General features: G+C 26.5%; 25 protein-coding genes and 3 pseudogenes. 26 read left to right on the top strand and 2 right to left on the bottom strand.

Features of this window, described 5'->3' with window-relative positions; translation table 11 throughout:
• Positions 1 to 16 precede the first annotated feature (16 nt).
• From RYM86_RS00615 to RYM86_RS00500, 24 genes and pseudogenes are all read left to right on the top strand, one after another.
• A complete protein-coding gene (locus tag RYM86_RS00615) occupies positions 17 to 568 on the top strand; it encodes a SecY-interacting protein Syd (RefSeq protein ID WP_315076428.1) in 552 nt (183 codons plus the stop codon).
• A gap of 192 nt (positions 569 to 760) precedes the next feature.
• Positions 761 to 1,636 carry an RHS repeat-associated core domain-containing protein gene (locus tag RYM86_RS00610; RefSeq protein WP_315076426.1) on the top strand — a complete coding sequence of 292 codons (876 nt, stop codon included), beginning with the start codon at positions 761 to 763 and terminating at the stop codon, positions 1,634 to 1,636.
• An 11-nt stretch (positions 1,637 to 1,647) separates the two neighbouring features.
• Positions 1,648 to 2,205, top strand: a complete 558-nt coding sequence (locus RYM86_RS00605) for a hypothetical protein (RefSeq protein ID WP_315076423.1) — start codon at positions 1,648 to 1,650, stop codon at positions 2,203 to 2,205.
• Positions 2,206 to 2,595: a hypothetical protein gene (locus tag RYM86_RS00600; protein ID WP_315076420.1), complete on the top strand. Its 390-nt coding sequence runs from the start codon at positions 2,206 to 2,208 to the stop codon at positions 2,593 to 2,595. It begins immediately after the preceding gene.
• Positions 2,596 to 2,678: 83 nt separating this feature from the next.
• Positions 2,679 to 2,945: pseudogene (locus RYM86_RS00595) on the top strand (RHS repeat-associated core domain-containing protein); the annotation flags it as partial.
• Positions 2,946 to 3,023: 78 nt separating this feature from the next.
• The gene (locus tag RYM86_RS00590) at positions 3,024 to 3,593 is read left to right on the top strand and encodes a hypothetical protein (protein ID WP_315076417.1); all 570 of its coding nucleotides are present in this window, start codon (positions 3,024 to 3,026) and stop codon (positions 3,591 to 3,593) included.
• Positions 3,594 to 3,609: 16 nt separating this feature from the next.
• Positions 3,610 to 4,248, top strand: coding sequence for a hypothetical protein (locus tag RYM86_RS00585; protein WP_315076414.1), 639 nt, complete (start codon positions 3,610 to 3,612; stop codon positions 4,246 to 4,248).
• A gap of 16 nt (positions 4,249 to 4,264) precedes the next feature.
• Positions 4,265 to 4,897 carry a DUF6977 family protein gene (locus RYM86_RS00580; protein ID WP_315076412.1) on the top strand — a complete coding sequence of 211 codons (633 nt, stop codon included), beginning with the start codon at positions 4,265 to 4,267 and terminating at the stop codon, positions 4,895 to 4,897.
• A gap of 559 nt (positions 4,898 to 5,456) precedes the next feature.
• A complete protein-coding gene (locus RYM86_RS00575; RefSeq protein ID WP_315076410.1) occupies positions 5,457 to 5,891 on the top strand; it encodes a hypothetical protein in 435 nt (144 codons plus the stop codon).
• 55 nt (positions 5,892 to 5,946) lie between these two features.
• Positions 5,947 to 6,471, top strand: coding sequence for an SMI1/KNR4 family protein (locus RYM86_RS00570; protein ID WP_315076408.1), 525 nt, complete (start codon positions 5,947 to 5,949; stop codon positions 6,469 to 6,471).
• Between the two features lie 149 nt (positions 6,472 to 6,620).
• On the top strand, positions 6,621 to 7,307 hold the full coding sequence (locus tag RYM86_RS00565) for a transposase family protein (protein ID WP_315076406.1): 687 nt from the start codon (positions 6,621 to 6,623) through the stop codon (positions 7,305 to 7,307).
• 50 nt (positions 7,308 to 7,357) lie between these two features.
• A pseudogene (locus tag RYM86_RS00560) lies at positions 7,358 to 8,338 on the top strand (Rpn family recombination-promoting nuclease/putative transposase).
• A gap of 288 nt (positions 8,339 to 8,626) precedes the next feature.
• On the top strand, positions 8,627 to 10,387 hold the full coding sequence (locus tag RYM86_RS00555; protein WP_315076403.1) for a hypothetical protein: 1,761 nt from the start codon (positions 8,627 to 8,629) through the stop codon (positions 10,385 to 10,387).
• Positions 10,388 to 10,819: 432 nt separating this feature from the next.
• A pseudogene (locus tag RYM86_RS00550) lies at positions 10,820 to 11,123 on the top strand (Hsp70 family protein); the annotation flags it as partial.
• 17 nt (positions 11,124 to 11,140) lie between these two features.
• Positions 11,141 to 11,260, top strand: coding sequence for a hypothetical protein (locus RYM86_RS00545; RefSeq protein WP_315076400.1), 120 nt, complete (start codon positions 11,141 to 11,143; stop codon positions 11,258 to 11,260).
• A 371-nt stretch (positions 11,261 to 11,631) separates the two neighbouring features.
• A complete protein-coding gene (locus RYM86_RS00540; protein WP_315076398.1) occupies positions 11,632 to 12,183 on the top strand; it encodes a hypothetical protein in 552 nt (183 codons plus the stop codon).
• Positions 12,184 to 12,311: 128 nt separating this feature from the next.
• Positions 12,312 to 12,548 carry a hypothetical protein gene (locus RYM86_RS00535; RefSeq protein WP_315076397.1) on the top strand — a complete coding sequence of 79 codons (237 nt, stop codon included), beginning with the start codon at positions 12,312 to 12,314 and terminating at the stop codon, positions 12,546 to 12,548.
• Between the two features lie 52 nt (positions 12,549 to 12,600).
• Positions 12,601 to 12,999 (top strand): hypothetical protein, encoded by a 399-nt coding sequence (locus RYM86_RS00530; protein WP_315076395.1) that lies wholly within the window; start codon positions 12,601 to 12,603, stop codon positions 12,997 to 12,999.
• A 98-nt stretch (positions 13,000 to 13,097) separates the two neighbouring features.
• On the top strand, positions 13,098 to 13,244 hold the full coding sequence (locus tag RYM86_RS00525) for a hypothetical protein (protein WP_315076393.1): 147 nt from the start codon (positions 13,098 to 13,100) through the stop codon (positions 13,242 to 13,244).
• Between the two features lie 49 nt (positions 13,245 to 13,293).
• The gene (locus tag RYM86_RS00520; RefSeq protein ID WP_315076391.1) at positions 13,294 to 13,773 is read left to right on the top strand and encodes a hypothetical protein; all 480 of its coding nucleotides are present in this window, start codon (positions 13,294 to 13,296) and stop codon (positions 13,771 to 13,773) included.
• A gap of 497 nt (positions 13,774 to 14,270) precedes the next feature.
• Positions 14,271 to 14,687 carry a hypothetical protein gene (locus tag RYM86_RS00515; protein ID WP_315076388.1) on the top strand — a complete coding sequence of 139 codons (417 nt, stop codon included), beginning with the start codon at positions 14,271 to 14,273 and terminating at the stop codon, positions 14,685 to 14,687.
• A 193-nt stretch (positions 14,688 to 14,880) separates the two neighbouring features.
• Positions 14,881 to 15,021, top strand: a complete 141-nt coding sequence (locus tag RYM86_RS00510; RefSeq protein WP_315076385.1) for a hypothetical protein — start codon at positions 14,881 to 14,883, stop codon at positions 15,019 to 15,021.
• A gap of 11 nt (positions 15,022 to 15,032) precedes the next feature.
• Positions 15,033 to 15,275, top strand: a complete 243-nt coding sequence (locus tag RYM86_RS00505) for a hypothetical protein (RefSeq protein ID WP_315076383.1) — start codon at positions 15,033 to 15,035, stop codon at positions 15,273 to 15,275.
• Between the two features lie 25 nt (positions 15,276 to 15,300).
• Positions 15,301 to 15,723 carry a DUF4176 domain-containing protein gene (locus RYM86_RS00500; protein ID WP_315076380.1) on the top strand — a complete coding sequence of 141 codons (423 nt, stop codon included), beginning with the start codon at positions 15,301 to 15,303 and terminating at the stop codon, positions 15,721 to 15,723.
• A gap of 221 nt (positions 15,724 to 15,944) precedes the next feature.
• On the opposite strand, the gene RYM86_RS00495 is transcribed toward RYM86_RS00500, so the two are convergent.
• The gene (locus RYM86_RS00495) at positions 15,945 to 16,601 is read right to left on the bottom strand and encodes a DUF1232 domain-containing protein (RefSeq protein ID WP_315076377.1); all 657 of its coding nucleotides are present in this window, start codon (positions 16,599 to 16,601) and stop codon (positions 15,945 to 15,947) included.
• Between the two features lie 178 nt (positions 16,602 to 16,779).
• Between RYM86_RS00495 and RYM86_RS00490 the strand changes: the two genes are divergently transcribed.
• The gene (locus tag RYM86_RS00490; RefSeq protein ID WP_315076374.1) at positions 16,780 to 18,216 is read left to right on the top strand and encodes a DDE-type integrase/transposase/recombinase; all 1,437 of its coding nucleotides are present in this window, start codon (positions 16,780 to 16,782) and stop codon (positions 18,214 to 18,216) included.
• Positions 18,217 to 18,365: 149 nt separating this feature from the next.
• Here the strand turns inward: RYM86_RS00490 and RYM86_RS00485 are convergent, their stop codons facing one another.
• Positions 18,366 to 19,148, bottom strand: a complete 783-nt coding sequence (locus RYM86_RS00485; protein ID WP_315076746.1) for a DeoR/GlpR family DNA-binding transcription regulator — start codon at positions 19,146 to 19,148, stop codon at positions 18,366 to 18,368.
• 238 nt (positions 19,149 to 19,386) lie between these two features.
• Between RYM86_RS00485 and RYM86_RS00480 the strand changes: the two genes are divergently transcribed.
• Entirely contained in the window at positions 19,387 to 19,512 is a 126-nt protein-coding gene (locus RYM86_RS00480; RefSeq protein ID WP_315076373.1) for a hypothetical protein, read from the top strand.
• Positions 19,513 to 20,074 lie beyond the last annotated feature (562 nt).

Below are 20,074 nucleotides of genomic sequence, written 5' to 3'. Positions count from 1 at the left end.
AGGAGTATAAAATAAAATGAGTGTGAAAAAAGCATTAAATAAATATTTTGAAAAAATGATAAATGGATATAGTAAAACAAAACAAGGATTGCCAATGAGACCAAAAAAAGTTTTAGATAATGAAAATATATATGTAGGTATGCCTGATGAAGAAGGATGGTGTAAGTGGAAACCTATAAAGAAAAATAAAATAAGTAATTTTGAGGATATAGAGAAGATTTTTGGGGTTAATATAAACGAAGATATTAAAGAATATTTTAATTCATATTGGTTTTTAGAATTAGAAGGGGAATTTAAGAAAAAAGATATAACTCTTGAGGTTGTAGTACCAGAAAGAGAACTAGAAGTGTTCCAAAAGAAGTTAATAGGGTATAAAGAAGCTCATAACAATGAATTAAAATATATACCTATAGGTATGGAAGAAGAACATGGATACTTAATTGTTATGGAAAATAGTACAGGAAAAATAAAAATTGAAAATCATGATAAAGGTACATTTAGAACAATTGCTAACAATTTAGAAGAATTACTTACTATTTTAGAACCATCAATAATTGATTTAGATTAGTAATAAATAATTTTTTGTAATTAATATCCCTCATTTTAGTATTAATTAAGGTGAGGGATTTATAATTATTAAAATTTCTACAAAAGTGAAAATATAAATCTAAAGTATAAATGATAAGATAAGAATGATAATGTAATTTCTAGATTTACTAGGGGTTATGAGATTGTATCAGCAGATATTATAGATAAAAATGTGGATTTAGATGAAAGTGAAAATTCAAATTTACCACTTGAAGCTAAATATAATAAATACTTCTATACTGTTGATGAACAGGGCAGTACAGTATTTATAACTGATGAAAATCAAAGAGTTAGAAATGAATATTATTATGATGCATTTGGAAATGTGTTAAGCAGTAAAGAAGAAATCCATAATAGAATAACTTATACAGGTCAACAATTTGATGGAATAACTCAGCAATATTATTTAAGAGCTAGATTCTATAATCCAGTTATAGGTAGGTTTACTCAGGAAGATGTTTATAGAGGCGATGGACTAAATCTTTATGCTTATTGTGGAAATAATCCTGTTGTCTATTATGATCCAAGTGGATATGCTAGCAATTCAGGGAAGTGTTGGAGTAAAGAAAATCCATTTAACTTAAATGATGAAAAAGAAAAATATAGTGATAAAGCAAAACAATCCACTAAAATAAATAGGGACTATATTGAGAGTGCTCAAAATAGTGATATTTTAAGATCAGAATTAAAGAATGCAGGAATTCAACCACCACCTTATGGAAATGCAGCTCATCATATTGTTGCAGCAGATGCACCAGATGCGCAAATTGCTAGAAATATATTATCAGAATATGGTATAGATTATAATTCTGCTTCAAATGGTGTATTTTTACCATATAAAAAGAATGATTATGTTTCAACAGAAACAATGCACGTAGGGTCACATAATGGTAAGTATTATGAATATGTAAATAACCAATTGCAACAAGCAATAGAGGAAATTGAAATAAGTGGTGGAACTGTGAGAGTTCATGATATTACAAATACATTAGATAATATTAGAAAAGGATTATTAAATGGAACTGTAAAGTTAAATAATCCTAAATAGGAGGTATTTTTATGAAGTTGTATGAAATTAAATTTAAAGAAGGCTATAGAGATGTAATTTTGAAAAATCATACTGATGATGTTAAATATATTAAAATGTTAATAAATGATTATAGTATAAAAGAACAATGGCCTAAAATAGAAATAAAAATAAACCATAAGGGAAAAAAAAGTGATGGGCCGTTTTTTTGGTCAGTAATAGGAGCTTTAATCATATCAGAAAAAGCTAAGAATGAATTAGAAGATTTTTGGAATAATGATAAATTTGAATTATTGCCACTTTATTTAGAAAATGAAATTTACTATATTGTGCATATCTTGGAATTGCAAGATGTTGAATTCAATATTAAGAAGGATGCAGAAGGTAATTTTAGCAAAATATTCAATAAAAAGGAATTGTCATCTAAAGATATAGCTTCTAAAGGAATTTTTAGAATTCGTTTAAAAAATGGGAAACCATATTACTCAATATTTATTACAGAAAAATTTATTGAAATAGTTAAAGATTCTACCCTAAAAGGATTTAATTTCGAAGAGATGTGGGATTCAAGTTCTACAGGAGAAGTATAAATGTTAATTGAATCTAAATTAATGAAATCAATAGAAAATGAAATCATAGAAGTATGTAAAAATGAAATAAAAGCAGGAAATTCTAAGGAATTATTAGGGGTAGAAATTCAGTATTTTTATGATGGTGAATTTGCTGATATAGGTTATAAGATTATTATATTTGATATTAAAAAAGATGAAGGATATAGTATATATAAATCACTAACTGTAGATTATCAAGAGATAAAGGAAAGTCTTTTAAGTATAGTTGATAAGGAAGAGGAATCAAATAAATATACTGTAATACGTACTATAGCAAAAGAAATAAAAGAGCATATAGAAAAAATTAAATGGAATAAAATAATGGAAATCTCAGAAGAACTTTATTTTGATTTAATAAATTATGATTAATTTATAATGGCACTGGATAGTTAAAATAACTTATGTTGTGCAAAAAATTAAAGCCTAGAGTTAAATTGCTTTAGGCTTTTTTTCTGATATATTCTAAATATAATAGATATTTCTATACTGTTGATGAACCGGGCAGTACAGTATTTATAACTGATGAAAATCAAAGAGTTAGAAATGAATACTATTACGATGCTTTTGGAAATGTTCTAGATAGTAAAGAGGAAATCTATAATAGGATAACTTATACAGGGCAGCAATTTGATGGAATTACGCAGCAGTATTATTTAAGAGCTAGATATTATAATCCTGTCATTAGTAGGTTTACTCAGGAAGATGTATATAGAGGCGATGGACTGAATCTTTATGCTTATTGTGGAAATAATCCGGTTAGGTATTATGATCCTAGTGGATATGATAAAGAAATACCTATGTGTGAAACTGTAGGTCAAATAAAAAATAAAAATAACGGAAAAGTAGTAGTTGGAAAAGACAAACACACAGAGGTATATAGAGTTATTAGACCAGATGAATTAGAAAATTTAAATAAAGGGATTATACCTAAAGATATAACCAATAAAGTATATACACCAGAAGATCATGTGGCAAATTCAAATAATAAAACATCTTATAATTCAGCATCAATTAATATATCAAAATCTAATACACAATCTAAAAGAAGTGAAAATAGGATTGTTCAAATTGATATAAATAAATTGTCTAATGATCAAGTAATAGTTGATTTATCAATAGATGATAAAACAAGAAGTGTAAGATTAAATGGAAATAAGAAAGCAATGAATTATGCAGCTAATTCTTCAGAGGTATTAATAAAAGGTAAAATACCACCAGAAGCTGTTACACTTTTAGATGAGTCAGACATAAAAAGAATTAGGAATACACCTAAACAAATAAGTACAATAGATAGAGATTATAAAGAAAAGGGAGAACGTCTTAAAAAGAAAAATGCATGTATTGGAAAGGGAAAAAGTTTCAAATAGGAAGAGGAATTAGATTATGAAAAATAACGAAATTATAGCTGATATTGAATTGTTAAATAAGTATGAATATTATGCATGGGAAATTTTATCTGAATTAAGGGCAGCAGAAGGACTAAATCATGAAAAAGTAAAAGAAGTTTTTGAAATATTGGAGCAAATGATAGAAATATATAAAAATGAAAATCAAATAGAAAAATTAGTAGCAGAAACATTTGTATTAATACCAGAAAATATAATGGCAATAGGTAAAATAGATATAATAGAAGGGCAGGAAATACAAGTTGTAGCTAATAAATATTTAGAGTTTAGAACTTTAATATTAGGGCAAAAGATAGATAGTAAACAGACAATAGTAAATAAAGAATTAATAGATGAGTTTAAAGAAAACAGCATAGGAAAAAAAGGATTTTTACCTTTAATTAAAAAAAATAATAAATTAGATATGGAAAAGTTAAAAAATACATTTAAAGCTTTGAATGATATGGTGAAAATATATGAAGATTATCATATAATAGATAAAGAACTTGTTGAAATAATAATATCAATTAATTTCTATCTATATGAAGAAAATTTACAAACTAATGGACAAATTTCAAATAATTTTGTTGGACAATTTCAAAATTATAAAAGAAAATTATTTGAAATTAAAGAGTAAAATTGAGGTGATTATTTTGAGTACAAAGAGAGTATTTAGAATTATAAATGATAGAGAAATAGAATCAGTAGATATAGAAATTAATGAACTTCATAGAGCAAGCTACAAAGAAAAACAAAATTATGTTAGGATATTGCATAAAAAATTTAATAATATTTATAAGAATGAAAAAGTTTTAGAAATATCAACAAAGTCCCCTATTGATTTAGGAAAGAAACTTAGTGCATTTAATTTAGAGTATGAAATTAAGAATAACAAATATTTTCTTGAATGTGTGTTCCAATCAAGTAAAATATTTAAAAATGGAGGACCATATAAAGATTTTCTTTTAATGGAGCCAGTAGATGTAAAAAGGGATAAAAGGTTAAGGAATTCAGGTGAACTAGTAGGATTTAGGCTTGAAGGTGTAGACTATCCTTTAGAACCTAAAACGTTATTCTATGATTGGATTTATGTAAATGCATTGTACAAGCAACCTAATTTATACAAGAAAATTATTGAATATAGTGCATTTACAGATATTGAATTTAATCCTCAAAGAGCTATAAATTGTCAAGCAAAATCTGTTGCATTATTTGTATCTCTATACAAAAGAGGATTAATTGAACAAGCATTATCAGATATAGATATATTTAAACAATATGTGTAGTTAATAGCAAATTACTCGTAAACTTATGATAGCTACCTTGGAGGTGTAAAATTTTCTAAATATGAATTTCAAATAAATAAAAAAATTATTAAAGCAGATGATAAATGATATGCTTCCTTTATAGTAGACAGTAAAAATAATAAAACTGTTTCTATAAAGGGAGTATTTTTGTGTCAAGAAAGAGAAATTATTCATTAAGTAAAAGTCTTAAAGTAATCTATAACGTGTCAAAAAATTGCTGTCTAGATAATGCCAAATCTTATGGTTAAAAAGGAACAGATGTGAAATGGGGAAAACTTGTAGAAAAATTTTCTTCTTACGGAGGGATGTTAGATAGTTTCTATAAAGAAAATAGTATTAGTAGAAGTCAGTTTTACTATTACAGAAAAAAATTGAGAAAGACCTATCCCATTTAGAAAAAATAATACTAGTATATTAACAATAACTAATAATATTGTAAACATTAAAAATTCTAGGTTTACGTATATGATTTATCTAACAACTTAATTGAAAAGAAGGTTCCTGTTGAAATAAGGGAACCTTTGAATCTAGACAAGATATGATTGATAAATATAATATTCAGAAACCTACAAAAGAAGGAAAAACATACAATGTGAGAGGTAAAGAAGTAGACGAAGCTACTTTTAATAGTTTAAGGCAAAAGGCTGTAGATGGAGCGTGGAAACAGGAAAAAGAATTAGTAGTAGATACAGGAAAAGGATCTAGGGATTGGTCAGATGAAGAGAAGGTGATATTGATAGAGAATGGAAAGGTTCCAGGATATGAAGGTCAACATATGAAATCTGCAAAGGCATATCCTGATTTCGTAGACAATCCTGATAATATACAATTTTTAAAAGGTAGATACATGGATGATAATGAACATATTACAGCTCATGAGGTAAATTATCAGAACCCTACGAATTGGTATTATGATCCTAATACAGGAGTATTCGTAGATTTTGGAGATAAAGTACCGTGGGACCTTAATTAGGAGAAAAATAAATAATAAAAATTATACTAATATATAAGTCAAAAGGAGAAGAATTATGAAAAAAGAAAATATTGTTTTTGAACCAATATGTAGAGAAATTAAGAACTATGCAAACGGAATCCATAAAATGAATTCAGGAGCATTAAAAACAGATATAGAACAGGCAGAAAAGGATCTTAATCTTAAACTACCTAATTTGTATAAAGAGTTTTTACAAATATATAATGGTGGCGAACTTTTTGCTATCCCAGCAGGAACAACAATAGCAAAAGTAAAGGAAAGTTCAGAAGAAAAAAAACAAGGAATTGGATATATAAATGATGCATTTGATGAAAAAAAAAGGTGGCCAGGAATGCCTAATAATTTTATAATAATTGCAGATAGGTGTTATGGGGATTGTATATGTATGGATATTGAGACAATTACAGAAGATGATGCAATATTTATTGAATGGGATCACGAAGAAGGAAGAGTATCTAAATTTTGGGAAGGAATAATTAAATGGCTAGAAGATGAAATGAGAAATGGAAAAAGCCTCGTTAAATATGATGGAACAGAGATAGACGATGGTTTGTTTTAAGTAATATAAAAATTATAAGAAATTTGATATTTTTAAATTAGAATAATTATATTAGCCACTGTAAGCGTCAAAAAGGTTCTTTCCAATGTTATTGGAATTTTTATAAAAATACTGTATGATGTATCTATACATTAGTTGGAGGAATAATTATGGACGGCATAATAAAAATGTTAGATAGATCGTTAGATTATATATCACATGAGTTAATAGATAATACAATATATATAACTGTTGCTTCAAATAAAAAAGAACTACAATGCCCTATTTGCGGCAATGAAAGAAATAAGGTACATTCAAGATATCCTAAAAGATTTCAGGATCTACCTATACAAGGGAAAAAAGTGATAGTACTATTAAAAAATCGAAATATGTTTTGTGTAAATGAAAGCTGTGATAGATATACTTTTTCAGAAAAATTTGATTTCTTAGATTCAAAAGCTAAAAAAACAAAACGTCTAATAGAAGAAATTGTGAGAGTTTCATTGACTCAAAGTTCAGTTTCTGCCAGTAAATATTTAAATGAAACAACAGTAGATATAAAAAAGAGTTCTATATGTAATTACTTAAAAAAAACAATACAAATAAATAAGGAAAAAGTAACTCATATATGTATAGATGATTTTTCAATTAAAAAAAGACATACATATGGAACGATTATGATTGATATAAATACTAGATGTATTATTGATATCTTAAATTCAAGAGATACTCAAAATGTGGCAGAGTGGTTAAAAGAATACCCAAACTTAAAATTTATAGTAAGAGATGGTCTTATGTCAATATCTTGGACACCAAAAGTCAAATTTTTTAGGCTGCAATCCTTGCTGAAATTATAATTAATAAGATATAATAGAGATATGAAAAAGCGTATTAAAAATATAAAAAAATGAACTTTTTTAAAAAAAGTGAGGTGAATAGCTTGTCAAAGAAGCATGACTATGATGCAGCGTGGAAAACAATACTTGAAGCCTTTGAAGTGGAAGTTGTAGAAGTATTATTCCCTGAAATATTTGATGAAATAGCATGGGAACTTGGGACTGAAAGTTTAGATTTAGAGCTTCAAGAAATTCAAAGAGAAATTTTTGATAAAGATAGTGCTGAAAAAATAATTTCAGATAAGATAATAAATGTAAAACTTAAAGATAATAATATCAAGATTTTATTTATTCATGTTGAAGTTCAAAGTTATAGTAGTGATGAAGATGCTTTCGGCGAAAGAATGTTTAGGTATTTTTATCGAATATGGGATAAGTTTAGATATAAAAATAAAGATAAAAGTGAAGTTATTGCAGCCGCTATATATACATATAAAGGAGAACGCGGAAAAGATACAAAATATGTATATAAAATACCTAAACTTAATGACGAAATTTTAATTTATAATTTTAGAACTATAGATGTTGAAAAAATAGAGTTAGAAAACATAAGTTATGATAATCCATTAAAATTAGTATTTAAAATGGCAAAAACACTACTTGAAACAAAACCTAAAGATGAGGATATTTATAAAGCAAAAATACAGCTCGCAGAAGAGTTAGTTGAATACGATAAAGTTAAAAATGAAGAACAAATAAAAGCATTAGCAGATTTTTTAGAATATTTATTCTTAATTAAAGATAAAGAAGTTGAAAAGAAATTTGAAGAATATAAAAGAGAAAGAGGAGTGCTGTAAGAATGACTGTTGATCAAATAAGACAAAAGTATTATGAACAAAAAGGAATTGATAGAGGGATACAAAAAGGTAAAGAAGAAGAAAAATAAAATTGCAAAAAATTTATTAGATGTTTTAGATGATGAAACTATAGCATTAAAGACAGGACTAACGGAAGAAGAAGTAGATGCTCTTAGGAAGAAAGAAAGTCATTAATATATTTTAGAAACACTTAGGATTTATTTATCTTAGGTGTTTTTTATTTCTTTCGTTTATTTAATCTAAATAAATTAATTAAATGTACGAAAATATAAATAATATAATTAAAATAAAATGTAAGATTAGGTAAATTGTAGGGATTAATTTTAATACAGAAGGATGTGATAATTATATAGTAAAACATGTTCATTCAGATAAACAAGATATGTATGAAGATATAGAATCTTTTAAGCTGATATGAAAAAATAACTTAATAAATTATAAATTTTTTAAAGGGGTAAAATAATGACGGACGAAACAAAAAGGGGAACTTATAAATCTAATGAAGAGGATATTAGTAAAATAAATTATGAAAAATCAACTAAAATAGAAGCAAAAACTCAAATAGTTCAAAACAAAGAGAGTATTGAAGATGGAATTCAAATTAGAGATAATAATGAGAAAAAATTCCATGTAGATGATGAACAAAGTGATTATAATTCACAAGATAAAAAGATTAATAAAGATAATAAAAAATTAATAATAACCATGGGATCTATTATAGTAGCTATTGCATTAATTATAGGATTAACAAGCCTCTCTCTTATGAATAATTCAAAAATAAAAGTGATTAAAGCTCTTAAAGAAACTAATAATGAAATAAAGTCAAGGAAAACTTTTTTTGAAAAAGTAACTGAAAAAGATGATTTCCTAGCTTCATATAAACATGGAATAAGTGAACAAGCACAAATGAATATAGTACATAATACTATGATTGACACAGTTGATATTAATAATGCAGTGATTAATTTAAATGCACAAATAGATGAAGACAATAAAAAAGTTATGATGTCTTTAAATGGGTCAAATCAGGGCTACAACTTAGGAAGTATAAATTTGTATACAGATAATAATATAATGATGGTAAATTTTCCAAATGTTCATGATGCATGGTTTACATTTTATTGCAAAAACATTGAAAAGCAATATAATAGATCTTTTTTAGGGAAATATGGACAATTACCAGATGATGAAATTACATTGCAATTATTTGATGATGAAGTAGAAAAAATTGGAACCTATAAAGAAATTAACAAAATTTTAGTTGATGGTTATTTAGATTCTTATAAAGATCAATTAAACGAATTAATTGAGAACATGGAAGTTAAAAAATTAGATAATTCAAAGGAATTTGACATAAATGGGAAAAATGAAAATTGTACTGGATATAGTATAGATATTAATAAAGAAGATGTAGATAAATTTTTAGAAAGTATATATAATTATATTAATTACAATAATCAAGCTCGAGTTGCTTTAAATTCATATTTAAATATGATTAACTTTGTAGAAGGATTAGATGACTCTTCTATAAAAGAATTTAATGATTCAAGAGAGTTTATTAATTATTACAAAAATAAAATTTCAGTAAATAATATATCAATGAAGGTTTATATTGATAAAAAAGGAAGAGCAGTTGGAATAGATGTTGATACTAATATAAATAAAGAAGACAAAAACTTTAATATTAACTATTCAAGTAACTATAAAGGTATAGATAATATAAGAAATGATATAGATACATTTATAACAGTTGATGATGGACTTTCAAAAAATAATATTGAAATGAATATTAAAAAAATAGATGAAGGAAAAAGTACTAATAATGTTCTATCAATGAAAGTTATTTCTGATGATAAAGTAATAAATATTAATGGAAATGCTAAATACGATATTTTAACTAAAACATTAGAAGGAATATTTTCAGCACAATCAGATGATGAAAGTGTGAATTTTAAATATAATGGTACTTATGATTTTGATGAAACAACCCAGGGTTTACAATTTAATTTTGATCAAATTATGTTTGAATCAAATGAGGATAATACACCTAAAAATTTAACTTTTAGTTTATCATATGGAATGGAGCCATATAATGAACTTATTAAAGAACCATTTGGAGAAAAAATAGAATTATTTGATATGAGTGAATATAAATTTATAGATATTTTAGAGGAAATAGAAAATAATTCTGAAATATTAAAAGATGCTTTAAACTTATACTAAAAAATGATTAATAATCTAATTAAAACAAAGATACCTATATAACATGTAAAAACTAATTTGAAAGTTTTTACATGTTATATAGGTATCTCTTTTTATTGTTTAGACTAAATTGAATTGTTTTAAATTACTCTTTTTACTTTAGCTTGGAAACTTAATGTAAATAAATTGCCAATGTAGACTAAAATATACTTATATAAATTATATTACTAAAAATGGAATAAATTATTATAAATTTAAAGTAGCATAAGAAGCTAAAAAATATGGGGAATAACTTAATAATATGGTTGTAAAAATTATTAAAAAAAATATTGAACTATAAAATAAAAATCACTTTTTAAATCCATAATAGAGGTGATTATAATAAAAAATGTGAAGTATAACATAGGAAAACTAGAATTTGTAATATGAAAAAGGAAAACATGGGAATGAATAATTGCCATTATTGGAATTGATTTGGGAACTACTAATAGTTTGGTATCCTATTTTACTGAGGATGGGTCTGCTATTATACAAAATAGATTAGGAGATTTATTAACTCTATCTGTAGTAAGTATAGATGAAAATGAGCAAAAGTGTACCATCATATTTTAATGATGCTCAACGTAAAGCAACTAAAAGAGCAGGAGAACTTGCTGGATTAAAAGTTGAAAGATTAATTAATGAGCCAACAGCGGCTACAATAGTTTATGGACTTAATCAAAAGAAGGAACTAGTACCCATATTGGTAAGAAATCTTTTTCATCAAGAACTCAATTGAGAGATATAATAATTCACAAGGAATTACATCAAAGATGGTGGGAAAGAGGTATTTATGCCCATCATCCTGTTGGAACAGAAATGGAAGCTAAATTTTACAAAACAATTGAAAGATAATTTAGAATGAGAGGTTTGGAGACTTTAAAAGAATATGAGTCATCAAAATCAAGATTATTAGAACCGTAAAATATAATATAAAGTCTATATAAGTTCGAGTTAAATAGTAACTCTTATAAAAATGTAATTTAGGATTATGATGTAATTTGAAGAGCAAAATCAAATATATATTATAACTAAGAACAGAACCAATGCTTATAATTGAGGAAACATTGGTTCTATTTTTATGCAAATAAATTGAAGGGAGTAATAACAATGTGTCAAATAATTGAAAAATTCAAAGTAAGTCTAATTGAGGATGAAAAGAGTCCTAAAACAATAGAAAGCTATGTTGGTGATATAATAAGTGGGTATAAATAAGGAGGATGATTATGGAATTAGATAAAAATTATATTATTCATGAACTTGAAAGCCAGGTATCAGGATTATTAAAAGAAAGATATATGCCTGAAGAAAGATCTATTCAAAGTGTATTTCAAATAATTTATGAACCTTCATTTGAAGAAAAGGTAAGTTGGGAAGTATTCAAGACTATTAAACAAGAAAGTACAGAATGTTATTTTGTTGTAAAATCAATGTGGAATAAAACTGAGGATTGTAGTAATTTAGATATACCTTTAGTAGCACTAAAAGCTAAGTATAAAAAAGGTCAAATTATACCTACAATAAAACGAAAAAAAATACAGATTGATAAAGGAATTGTTGATAAAATGCTGTTACAATTCACAAATATTAAAGTTTCCCCTATACCAAATCAGGCGAGTGAAGGGTTTGATGGTACAACGTATGAATTGAAGATTAATTCAATATATCATAATTGTCATTTTAGATGGTGGGAAGAAGGGCCTAAAAATTGGAGTGAATTAACGGCATACACAGTAAAAGCATTGGGATATCTTCGTAATATCGAAAAAGACAGTTAAAGCTTCTTCATGTAGGGTAAAGTTGCTGCAGTAGATGAAAAAAGGTAAAGCTTCATTTAAATATAGATGAAAGTCAAGATGTTAGTAAAGCATCATGGTTTAAGTATGCTCCACCAACAGGAAACATAATGTATGCGATGCCTATAGTTGGAGAAAGCGTAATGCTCTATTTTCCTAATAGATATGATGAACCTATTGTAACTGGATGCGTAAGAAAAAACGGAAGTAGTTGCTCTAAATTATCAAATACAGATAATAGATACTTTTCAACTGAAAGTGGAAATAATTTAGAAGAAGTAAATTTTGATTTTGAATCTGTTGGAAAGTTAGATAGCTCTGGAAGACATAATCTTATTGTAAAATAGGTTTAAGCTAAAGAAAGGAGAGTTCGACTTAAATAATTATTTTGATGATTCGTTGAAAGAATATGTAGATAATATTAGTGAAATAGATATAGAAAATTCTCCAGCTTGCATATGGTATTTTGAATGTAGCAAATTTAATAACACTAAATATAGGACACTAGTATATGTATCAAAAATAATTTCTATATTTCACATTCAGCATGAGTTTGAGGTAGAAGATAATAATCCAGATAAAATGGGTCCAACGTTAGAGGGATTCGGAGTAGAATCATATAATAGACAACAAGCAGAGATAATGGGGATTATTAAAAACAGAATGACTAAATCTGGATATGAAGAAATTGACTATTATGATTTTAATGATATTATCTTAATGAAAAAGGAGATATTACAGAAATTTTGGATGGAGAAAATTATATCATATATAGTTTATTATTTAACGATGTTTTAGATATAAATGATGAAGAAGATTACAGGTAGTAATAAATAATTTAACTATGATTAATAGAATAGTATTAAAAATAATTAAAGAGTTCATATTTAACTTATATGTATAATGAAGAATTAATATACAGATATAGACTTTATAGAAAAAATGGAATATGCAAGAGAAAATATATAACCAGAAATTTAAATAGTGAATCAGATAAATCTGGCAATAAAGAGGTTCAAAAAGCAATAAATAAAGGGCTTTAAGTATTAGGTGAAGAAAAATATTTCAAATAATAATTTTCGGGAGGATATAATGATTAAGTATAACAAAAATATGATGGATTTCCTAAATAGAATAGATATATATCATAAAGATTTTTTAGATAAAATAATGAGGAGATGGTCAGAGTTCTTTGAGATAAAAGGGTTTGTGCTACTAAAAAAATATAAGGACACTGTTGAAGAATTAGATGAGAATAAAATATTATCAGTTTATTATGATAGAACTGGATATGAAGCGAGCTACAACGAATTTCGTATAGAAGATTATTTTGATTGGTACATAGGAAAACCTATGGAGGGCCTTGCATTGGCTATTAAGTTATCTGAGATTTGGGAATATAAGTTGAAAAGAGATTTTCCAAGTTACAAGTTCCATATAATCATCGGATTTGATGGTAATTTTACAACTATTAGATTTCATAGGCTTAGAGATGAGGATGGTAGTTGGATAGCATTAGACAATTTAGATGAGTACAATGGACAATCTATTGCTGTTAGAATTGTTGAGTAAAATCTAACTACATAACAAGGAACGACTTACTATAGAACTATTTAAGGTAGTTACTAGAATTTACAATACTATGATATTTATGAATTTCAGTCAAGCTGGTAAGTAAAAAGCTTACTAAGGAATATGGGGATTATAGGATTTACGAATAATACAATGAAATTTGCTAATTGATTTCAAAAATTAAAGCAAGTACACTGTTTCTAGATACATGGTATAATGACGGAATTATAGGGTCTGTACAAAAAGTATGAGATACTCCAAGTATAGCTGTACGTCCTAGAGATAGGGCAACACTCCACAGAGATATTGTAATTGTGTGCAAATTGAAGTTATTAAAGAAGGAGATATTGTAACTAGTGGGTATCCGATAGGTGGAGGGGCATCTGGATTTCTAGCAGAATTTCAATAATACCTGAAAAATTACATTAATACTTATTATATTTATTATAGAAGGCATCAAGTAAAAGAAAATTTATTATTATTCAGGAGGGATTAACATGTATGAAGAATTAGATGAATATCTATCAGGTTACTTTACAGAGGATTACTGGTATGATGAGGGCTTTGGAATTGCTAGTGATATTTTAGAGAAATTCAATAAAAAGGATTGGGAAAAGTTATTTAATAATATTTTTTCAAAGTCTATAGAGTGGCAAATAAGATTTGCTTATTGTACTGATTGTGGCATTAATGATGAAGCCATAATAAAAAGTTTAATTTTACTTTCTAGTATAGATAATGATGAGTTATTTGAAACATGTGTCGATGGTTTAAGAGTGATTGCTAATTCAGATAATATAGGGATAATATCAAGTGATAAAACAATAATACAACGAATTGAAAAAATACTGACAAAATGTGGTATAGCTACACGAAAAATGTTTGAGGATTTTATTAGAAAAGTACAAGAATAAAATGGAAGCATACAGCATAATTTTAATCATTAATATCTTTTAGAAACACTTAGGATTTAATTATCTTAGGTGTTTTTATTTGTTGTTTTAGAATTCGGATGTAAATAAATTACTAAAATGTACGAAAATATAAAGGGACTTGTTTCTTTAATATAATAAATAAAGTAATATAGAAGTAAATTTTAAGAAAAATATGGTTTGGAGGATTAAAGAAAAGGATAATCTAGGAGCTTGTGTAGGAAATAATAAAGATATTGGGAAATTTGATTGTTGTGTAAACGTAAGTGATTTTATTGGTGGAGAATTTTCAATATCAATGAGAGCAGCAGATTAAGGAGGTATAGCTTGAGCAAAGCAAGAGAATATTCATTTGGATTCAAAGAGTTAAAGTTCATGATATTTAATAAAAAATTTTGTAAGATATGTGGAACTAAAATGAAAAAAGTTAAAAATGAAAAGTATATAGGTAAAAAAAGGTATGTAAATGTTGATGGAATAGGTTCAGATGCAGAAGCATACGAAATTACAATTTTTTATTATTGTCCTAAATGTAATAAAAAATTCTCTTTAGAGGAATTATCAGATTGAAGTAAGGAAAATGGAGAAATGTAATATGAATAAATTATTAAATATGATATTAAAAACCAAAGTACATATAGTAAGTTTAATAATTTTGTTAAGCGTCACTAATATATTAAGTGGATGTGAAATACAAAATAAAAAAGTTAATGTAAATAGTGAACAAAATATAGAATTTGATAAAAATAAATTGTTACCAATAGGATCAATAGTGCTATTAAAAGATAGTGATAAAAAATTAATGATAGTAGGTCGTTTACAAAAACAAGTAGGAGATGAAAAAGAAATTGAGTGGGATTACTCAGCTTGTTTATATCCAGAGGGAAATCTAAGACCAGATAGTTTGTTTTTATTTAATAGTGATGTTATTGAAAAAGTATACTTTGTAGGTTATGAAGATGAAGAAGAAGTTAAATATAGTAAAAAGATAAATGAATATAGAAATAACAAAAAGTAGTATGACTAATTAAGAAGAATTATGAAGCTAATACGTTAATTGGGATGTATTAGCTTTGTTTAATTAAAGATTAATAACTTTAAAACAATAGAAATAAGAACTGGATTGACAGAAGAAATAGATGCTCTTAGGAAAAAAGAAAGTAATTAATTTAAAGAAAAAATTCACTAGAAATATAAGTTTTCTAGTGAATTTTTTTAATAATTATAGTTACTACAAATTTAGTTAGCGGATGCATTAAGAAGATTTAACACTAATTTAATTGCTATCATATCATCAATAAATCCAATAGGAAATATAAAATCAGGTATAAGATCAATTGGTAGAACAAAATAAATTAAGGCGGCTCCTATCAAAATAAATTCTTTTTCTGTTATATTTACAGAACAAAATTTTTCATAAAGTTCTTTAAGTGTTGATATAAATGAACCTGTTTGTGATAAATTTTCTATTTTATTATTAAAGTCTCTATGGATTAAATCTCTTCCCTCCTCTGTTTGTACATATTTTTCACATTTATTTAATTCTTTTTTTATATTTTTTTCTAAATTTGCATCTTTTAGCTTATCTGAAAATTTTAATATATTATCTGTATCAAAATAATCCTCTTCAATAGTTGTATGAGCTAAATCAATTTCTTCAGTTAAGCTATTTTCTTTTAAATCAACACCAGAGGCTTTAAATAATTCTTCTAATGATACATTTAATACTTTTGAAAATTTTTTCAAGTGATTTATATTTGGTTTTTGTTTGTTATTTGCAAGTCTAGATATAGTTGATTTATTAATACCCGTTTCAATACTTAATTTACCCATAGAAATTTTATTTTTTGAGAGTAATTGTTTTAAAAATTCACCGAAATTTTGATCATCTCCCATAATTACACCCCCTTTGTAGATAAGATAGTATAAACTTGTTTACACTACGCTTTTAATTTTTTCTTTATATATCAAGGGTTCGACCGTTTTTTTGTATAAAAAAACAATGACCCCCTTAATTTCGTGTTAAAATTGAATCTCTAACCAAACAAAATAACTACGAAAGGTTGTCATTGTCATGGATTCAATTATAACTTATTTACTTTTATATAATCAATACTTAGTTAAAACTATTTGTGAATTGCTACTATTCATTTCGAAATATATACCACTTAAACAAATGAGCTTTGATGATTCTAATAGTCCTGAATATCAAAAGTTTAAAGTTGATAAGCTACCTACAATTCTTAAATTTGAGAAAGTAGATTATAAACTTCTTTTAGCTTATTACAAACATAAATATAACAAGGTTTTAAAACCCGTCCAAAGACGTAACGGTAAGTCTATATCTGAATCAACTATATGCCCTAAATGTGGTGCTCCACATGAATACATATATGACAATAATGGGAATAAAGGTCAGTTTCAATGTAAAGTTTGTGGTCTTACATTTAAAGAAAATAATAATGCAACTAAACCTTTAGTCTTTAAATGTCCTTATTGTGGTCATACACTTGCTGTACAGAAAGAACGTAAACATTTTAAAATACATAAATGCCATAATTCAGAGTGCTCTTATTATGCAACAAACTTAAAAAAGATTCCAAAAGACTTAGATGATAAAGAAAAATACAAATATAAACTTCACTATATTTATAGAGAATTCAAAATCAGCTTTTTTAAGATGGATTTATATAACTTACCTGAAAATGCTGTGAACTTGAGTTTTAAGAAGTTTAATCCACATATATTGGGGCTTTGTTTGACTTATCATGTTAATCTTAAGCTTTCAACAAGACAAACCGCTCACGCATTAGCGGAGGTGCATGGAATCAAAATCTCACACACTATGGTTGTTAATTACGCATTAACTGCCGCAGCTGTTATAAAGCCATTTGTTGATACTTTTGATTACAAGCCTTCTAACATATTTTCTGCTGATGAAACCTATATTAAAGTTAAAGGAATCAAGCATTATGTTTGGATTGTTATGGACGCTTGTAAAAAATCTATCTTAGGTTATCAAGTATCAGATACAAGAGCTGTTGGCCCATGCATTCTAGCTATGAGGATGGCTTTTGATAAGTGTAAATCTATCGCCAACAGGACACTTAAGTTCATTGCTGATGGATATAGTGCTTACCCTTTAGCTAAACAACAATTCGAATTAGAATCAGATATAAAATTTAACTTAACCCAAGTTATAGGACTTACTAATGATGATCCAGTATCTGAAGAATATCGTTGGGTTAAACAAGTTGTAGAACGATTAAACAGGACTTTCAAGGCTTCTTACCGCGTTACCTGTGGGTACGGAAGTGATGACGGTGCTATTTATGGTTTTTCTCTTTGGGTTGCTTACTACAACTTTTTACGTCCTCATCCATACAACTACTGGCGTCCATTAAATGAGCTTAGTCAATTAAATACTGCTGATAACATGCCTGCTAAATGGCAGATTCTTATTAGTCTTGGTCAACAAACCATTATGCATATGCAAGAAAATAAATCCTGAAAAATAAAATTTAAAATATTTTCCATTGCCTGCGGCGCCGGAGGCCTTTTTCTAATACTCAAATTTAAGTGTATTTTTACTAATTTTAACTTATATTGATTATCTAGTTATTTTATTTTTTGTGTTATTTTTTCATAGCGTACTTTACACTATCTTTTTGAAACTAGTAATATTTCAATATTTTCTTTAAACCATGATAATTGTTCATTCGATAAAGGTGAATCTGTTATAAAAATATCTATATCCTCTAATTCATTACCTTTAAAGGAAGCACTTTTTTTGAATTTTTCACTCTCTGCTACAAGAACAACTTTTTTAGCATTTTTTATTGCAGCTGACTTAATCCATGCGTCTTCTTTATCCTCAAAGAAAACTCCGTGGCTACTTATGCTCGCAGCGCCTATAAACACAATATCAAAAGAAATTGAATTCAATTTTTTTATCTGATCTGGTTCATAAAAAAATCTATTTCTTGAATAAAAATCTCCTCCCAAAAGATTTAAACTCGGTTTCATTTTATTGGTGATTGCTATGCTGTTGTCTATGGAATGTGTATAAATTGAACAATTTATATTGACCAACTGTGAAAGCTTTGTCATAGTTGTTGAAACGTCAAAGAAACATATATCCTGTTCTTCAATTAACTTTAAAGCAGCTTCAGCCATTTTAATTTTTACTTTTGAAAATCTGATTAATCGTTCTTCATAGCTTGGTATGTGTGTATCAAAATCTAAAGAAACTATTCCACCGTGAGTTCTTTTTACTTCTCCTCTTTCGGTTAAAAGAAGAATGTCCCGTCTGACAGTGTCCTTTGAAACTTTTAAAAGCTCAATTAAATCATTTGTTGTAAGTTCTCCTTTTTGTGCTAGATATTCTTTAATGTATCTTAATCTTTTTTCTTGGTGCATTTTCTTATCACCTTCCTTAAATATATCATAACATATTTCTAAGTTTTTTCAAGCTTTTATAAGCTTTTGTAAGTGTTTATAAGTTTTTACTTAATCATTTAAGTTTGAAATTATTTTTTCAGCTTTATTCACAAATTTAATATGTCTTTTACATACCTAATTATGTCCTTAAACTTAATGTTGACATATATAGATTGAAAAGATTAAAGAAAAATATTCTATAATCAGTAAATTTAAAACTATAAAGAATTTAACTGATGCCATGATGCAAGCCATAAAAGAAGATTGGACAATAAATGGCATTAGTAATAGAGCATTTAATAATTTTGAACCTAGAGAATATGATTATGAGGATTTAGAGAAAAAGTTGCTTGGGTGGGATAAGTAGTAAAATCCTTTATACAATATAACTTAGATATAAGTATAAAAAGTTCAGTATTTTTAATAATTTTTTATTAAATTATTTTTAAAATATTGAGCTATTTTTTATTTTAAAATATTATAATAACTACTCATATTACTTATATTTACTAGATTTAACACTATATTTTTGTAACAAGAGTAGTAACTAATTTTGTTACATAATATGTGACATATAATATTACTTAAAATGTAACTTATTTAGTTATATTTTTTAAAAGAGAACGAGGGCTAAAACAGATATTGATGCAACAAGTGGAAAGATAATTTACTCAGGAGAAAAAACTTATGATGAAAATGGTGAAGCTATTTGGGCCCCATTTTAAATAATATTTATTAATAAGCATTATTTAATAAAGTAAGAAAAGGTCACTTGGTGGATATTTAAGGAACTTTTCTTTCTTGGAGTATATAGAGAATGTTTTTTATTTCCATATCAATTCTATATATTACTGTTACTACAACCCGGAATACTGACCTTTAAAGCCGCCTAACATCTTTAGCCTTTGCGGGAGCGTGAACGCTTTTCC

The organism is uncultured Clostridium sp., assembly GCF_963527835.1.
Lineage (GTDB): Bacteria > Bacillota > Clostridia > Clostridiales > Clostridiaceae > Clostridium.
Note: the sequence above shows the minus strand (reverse complement) of the source record. Positions and strands in the feature narration are given on the sequence as shown.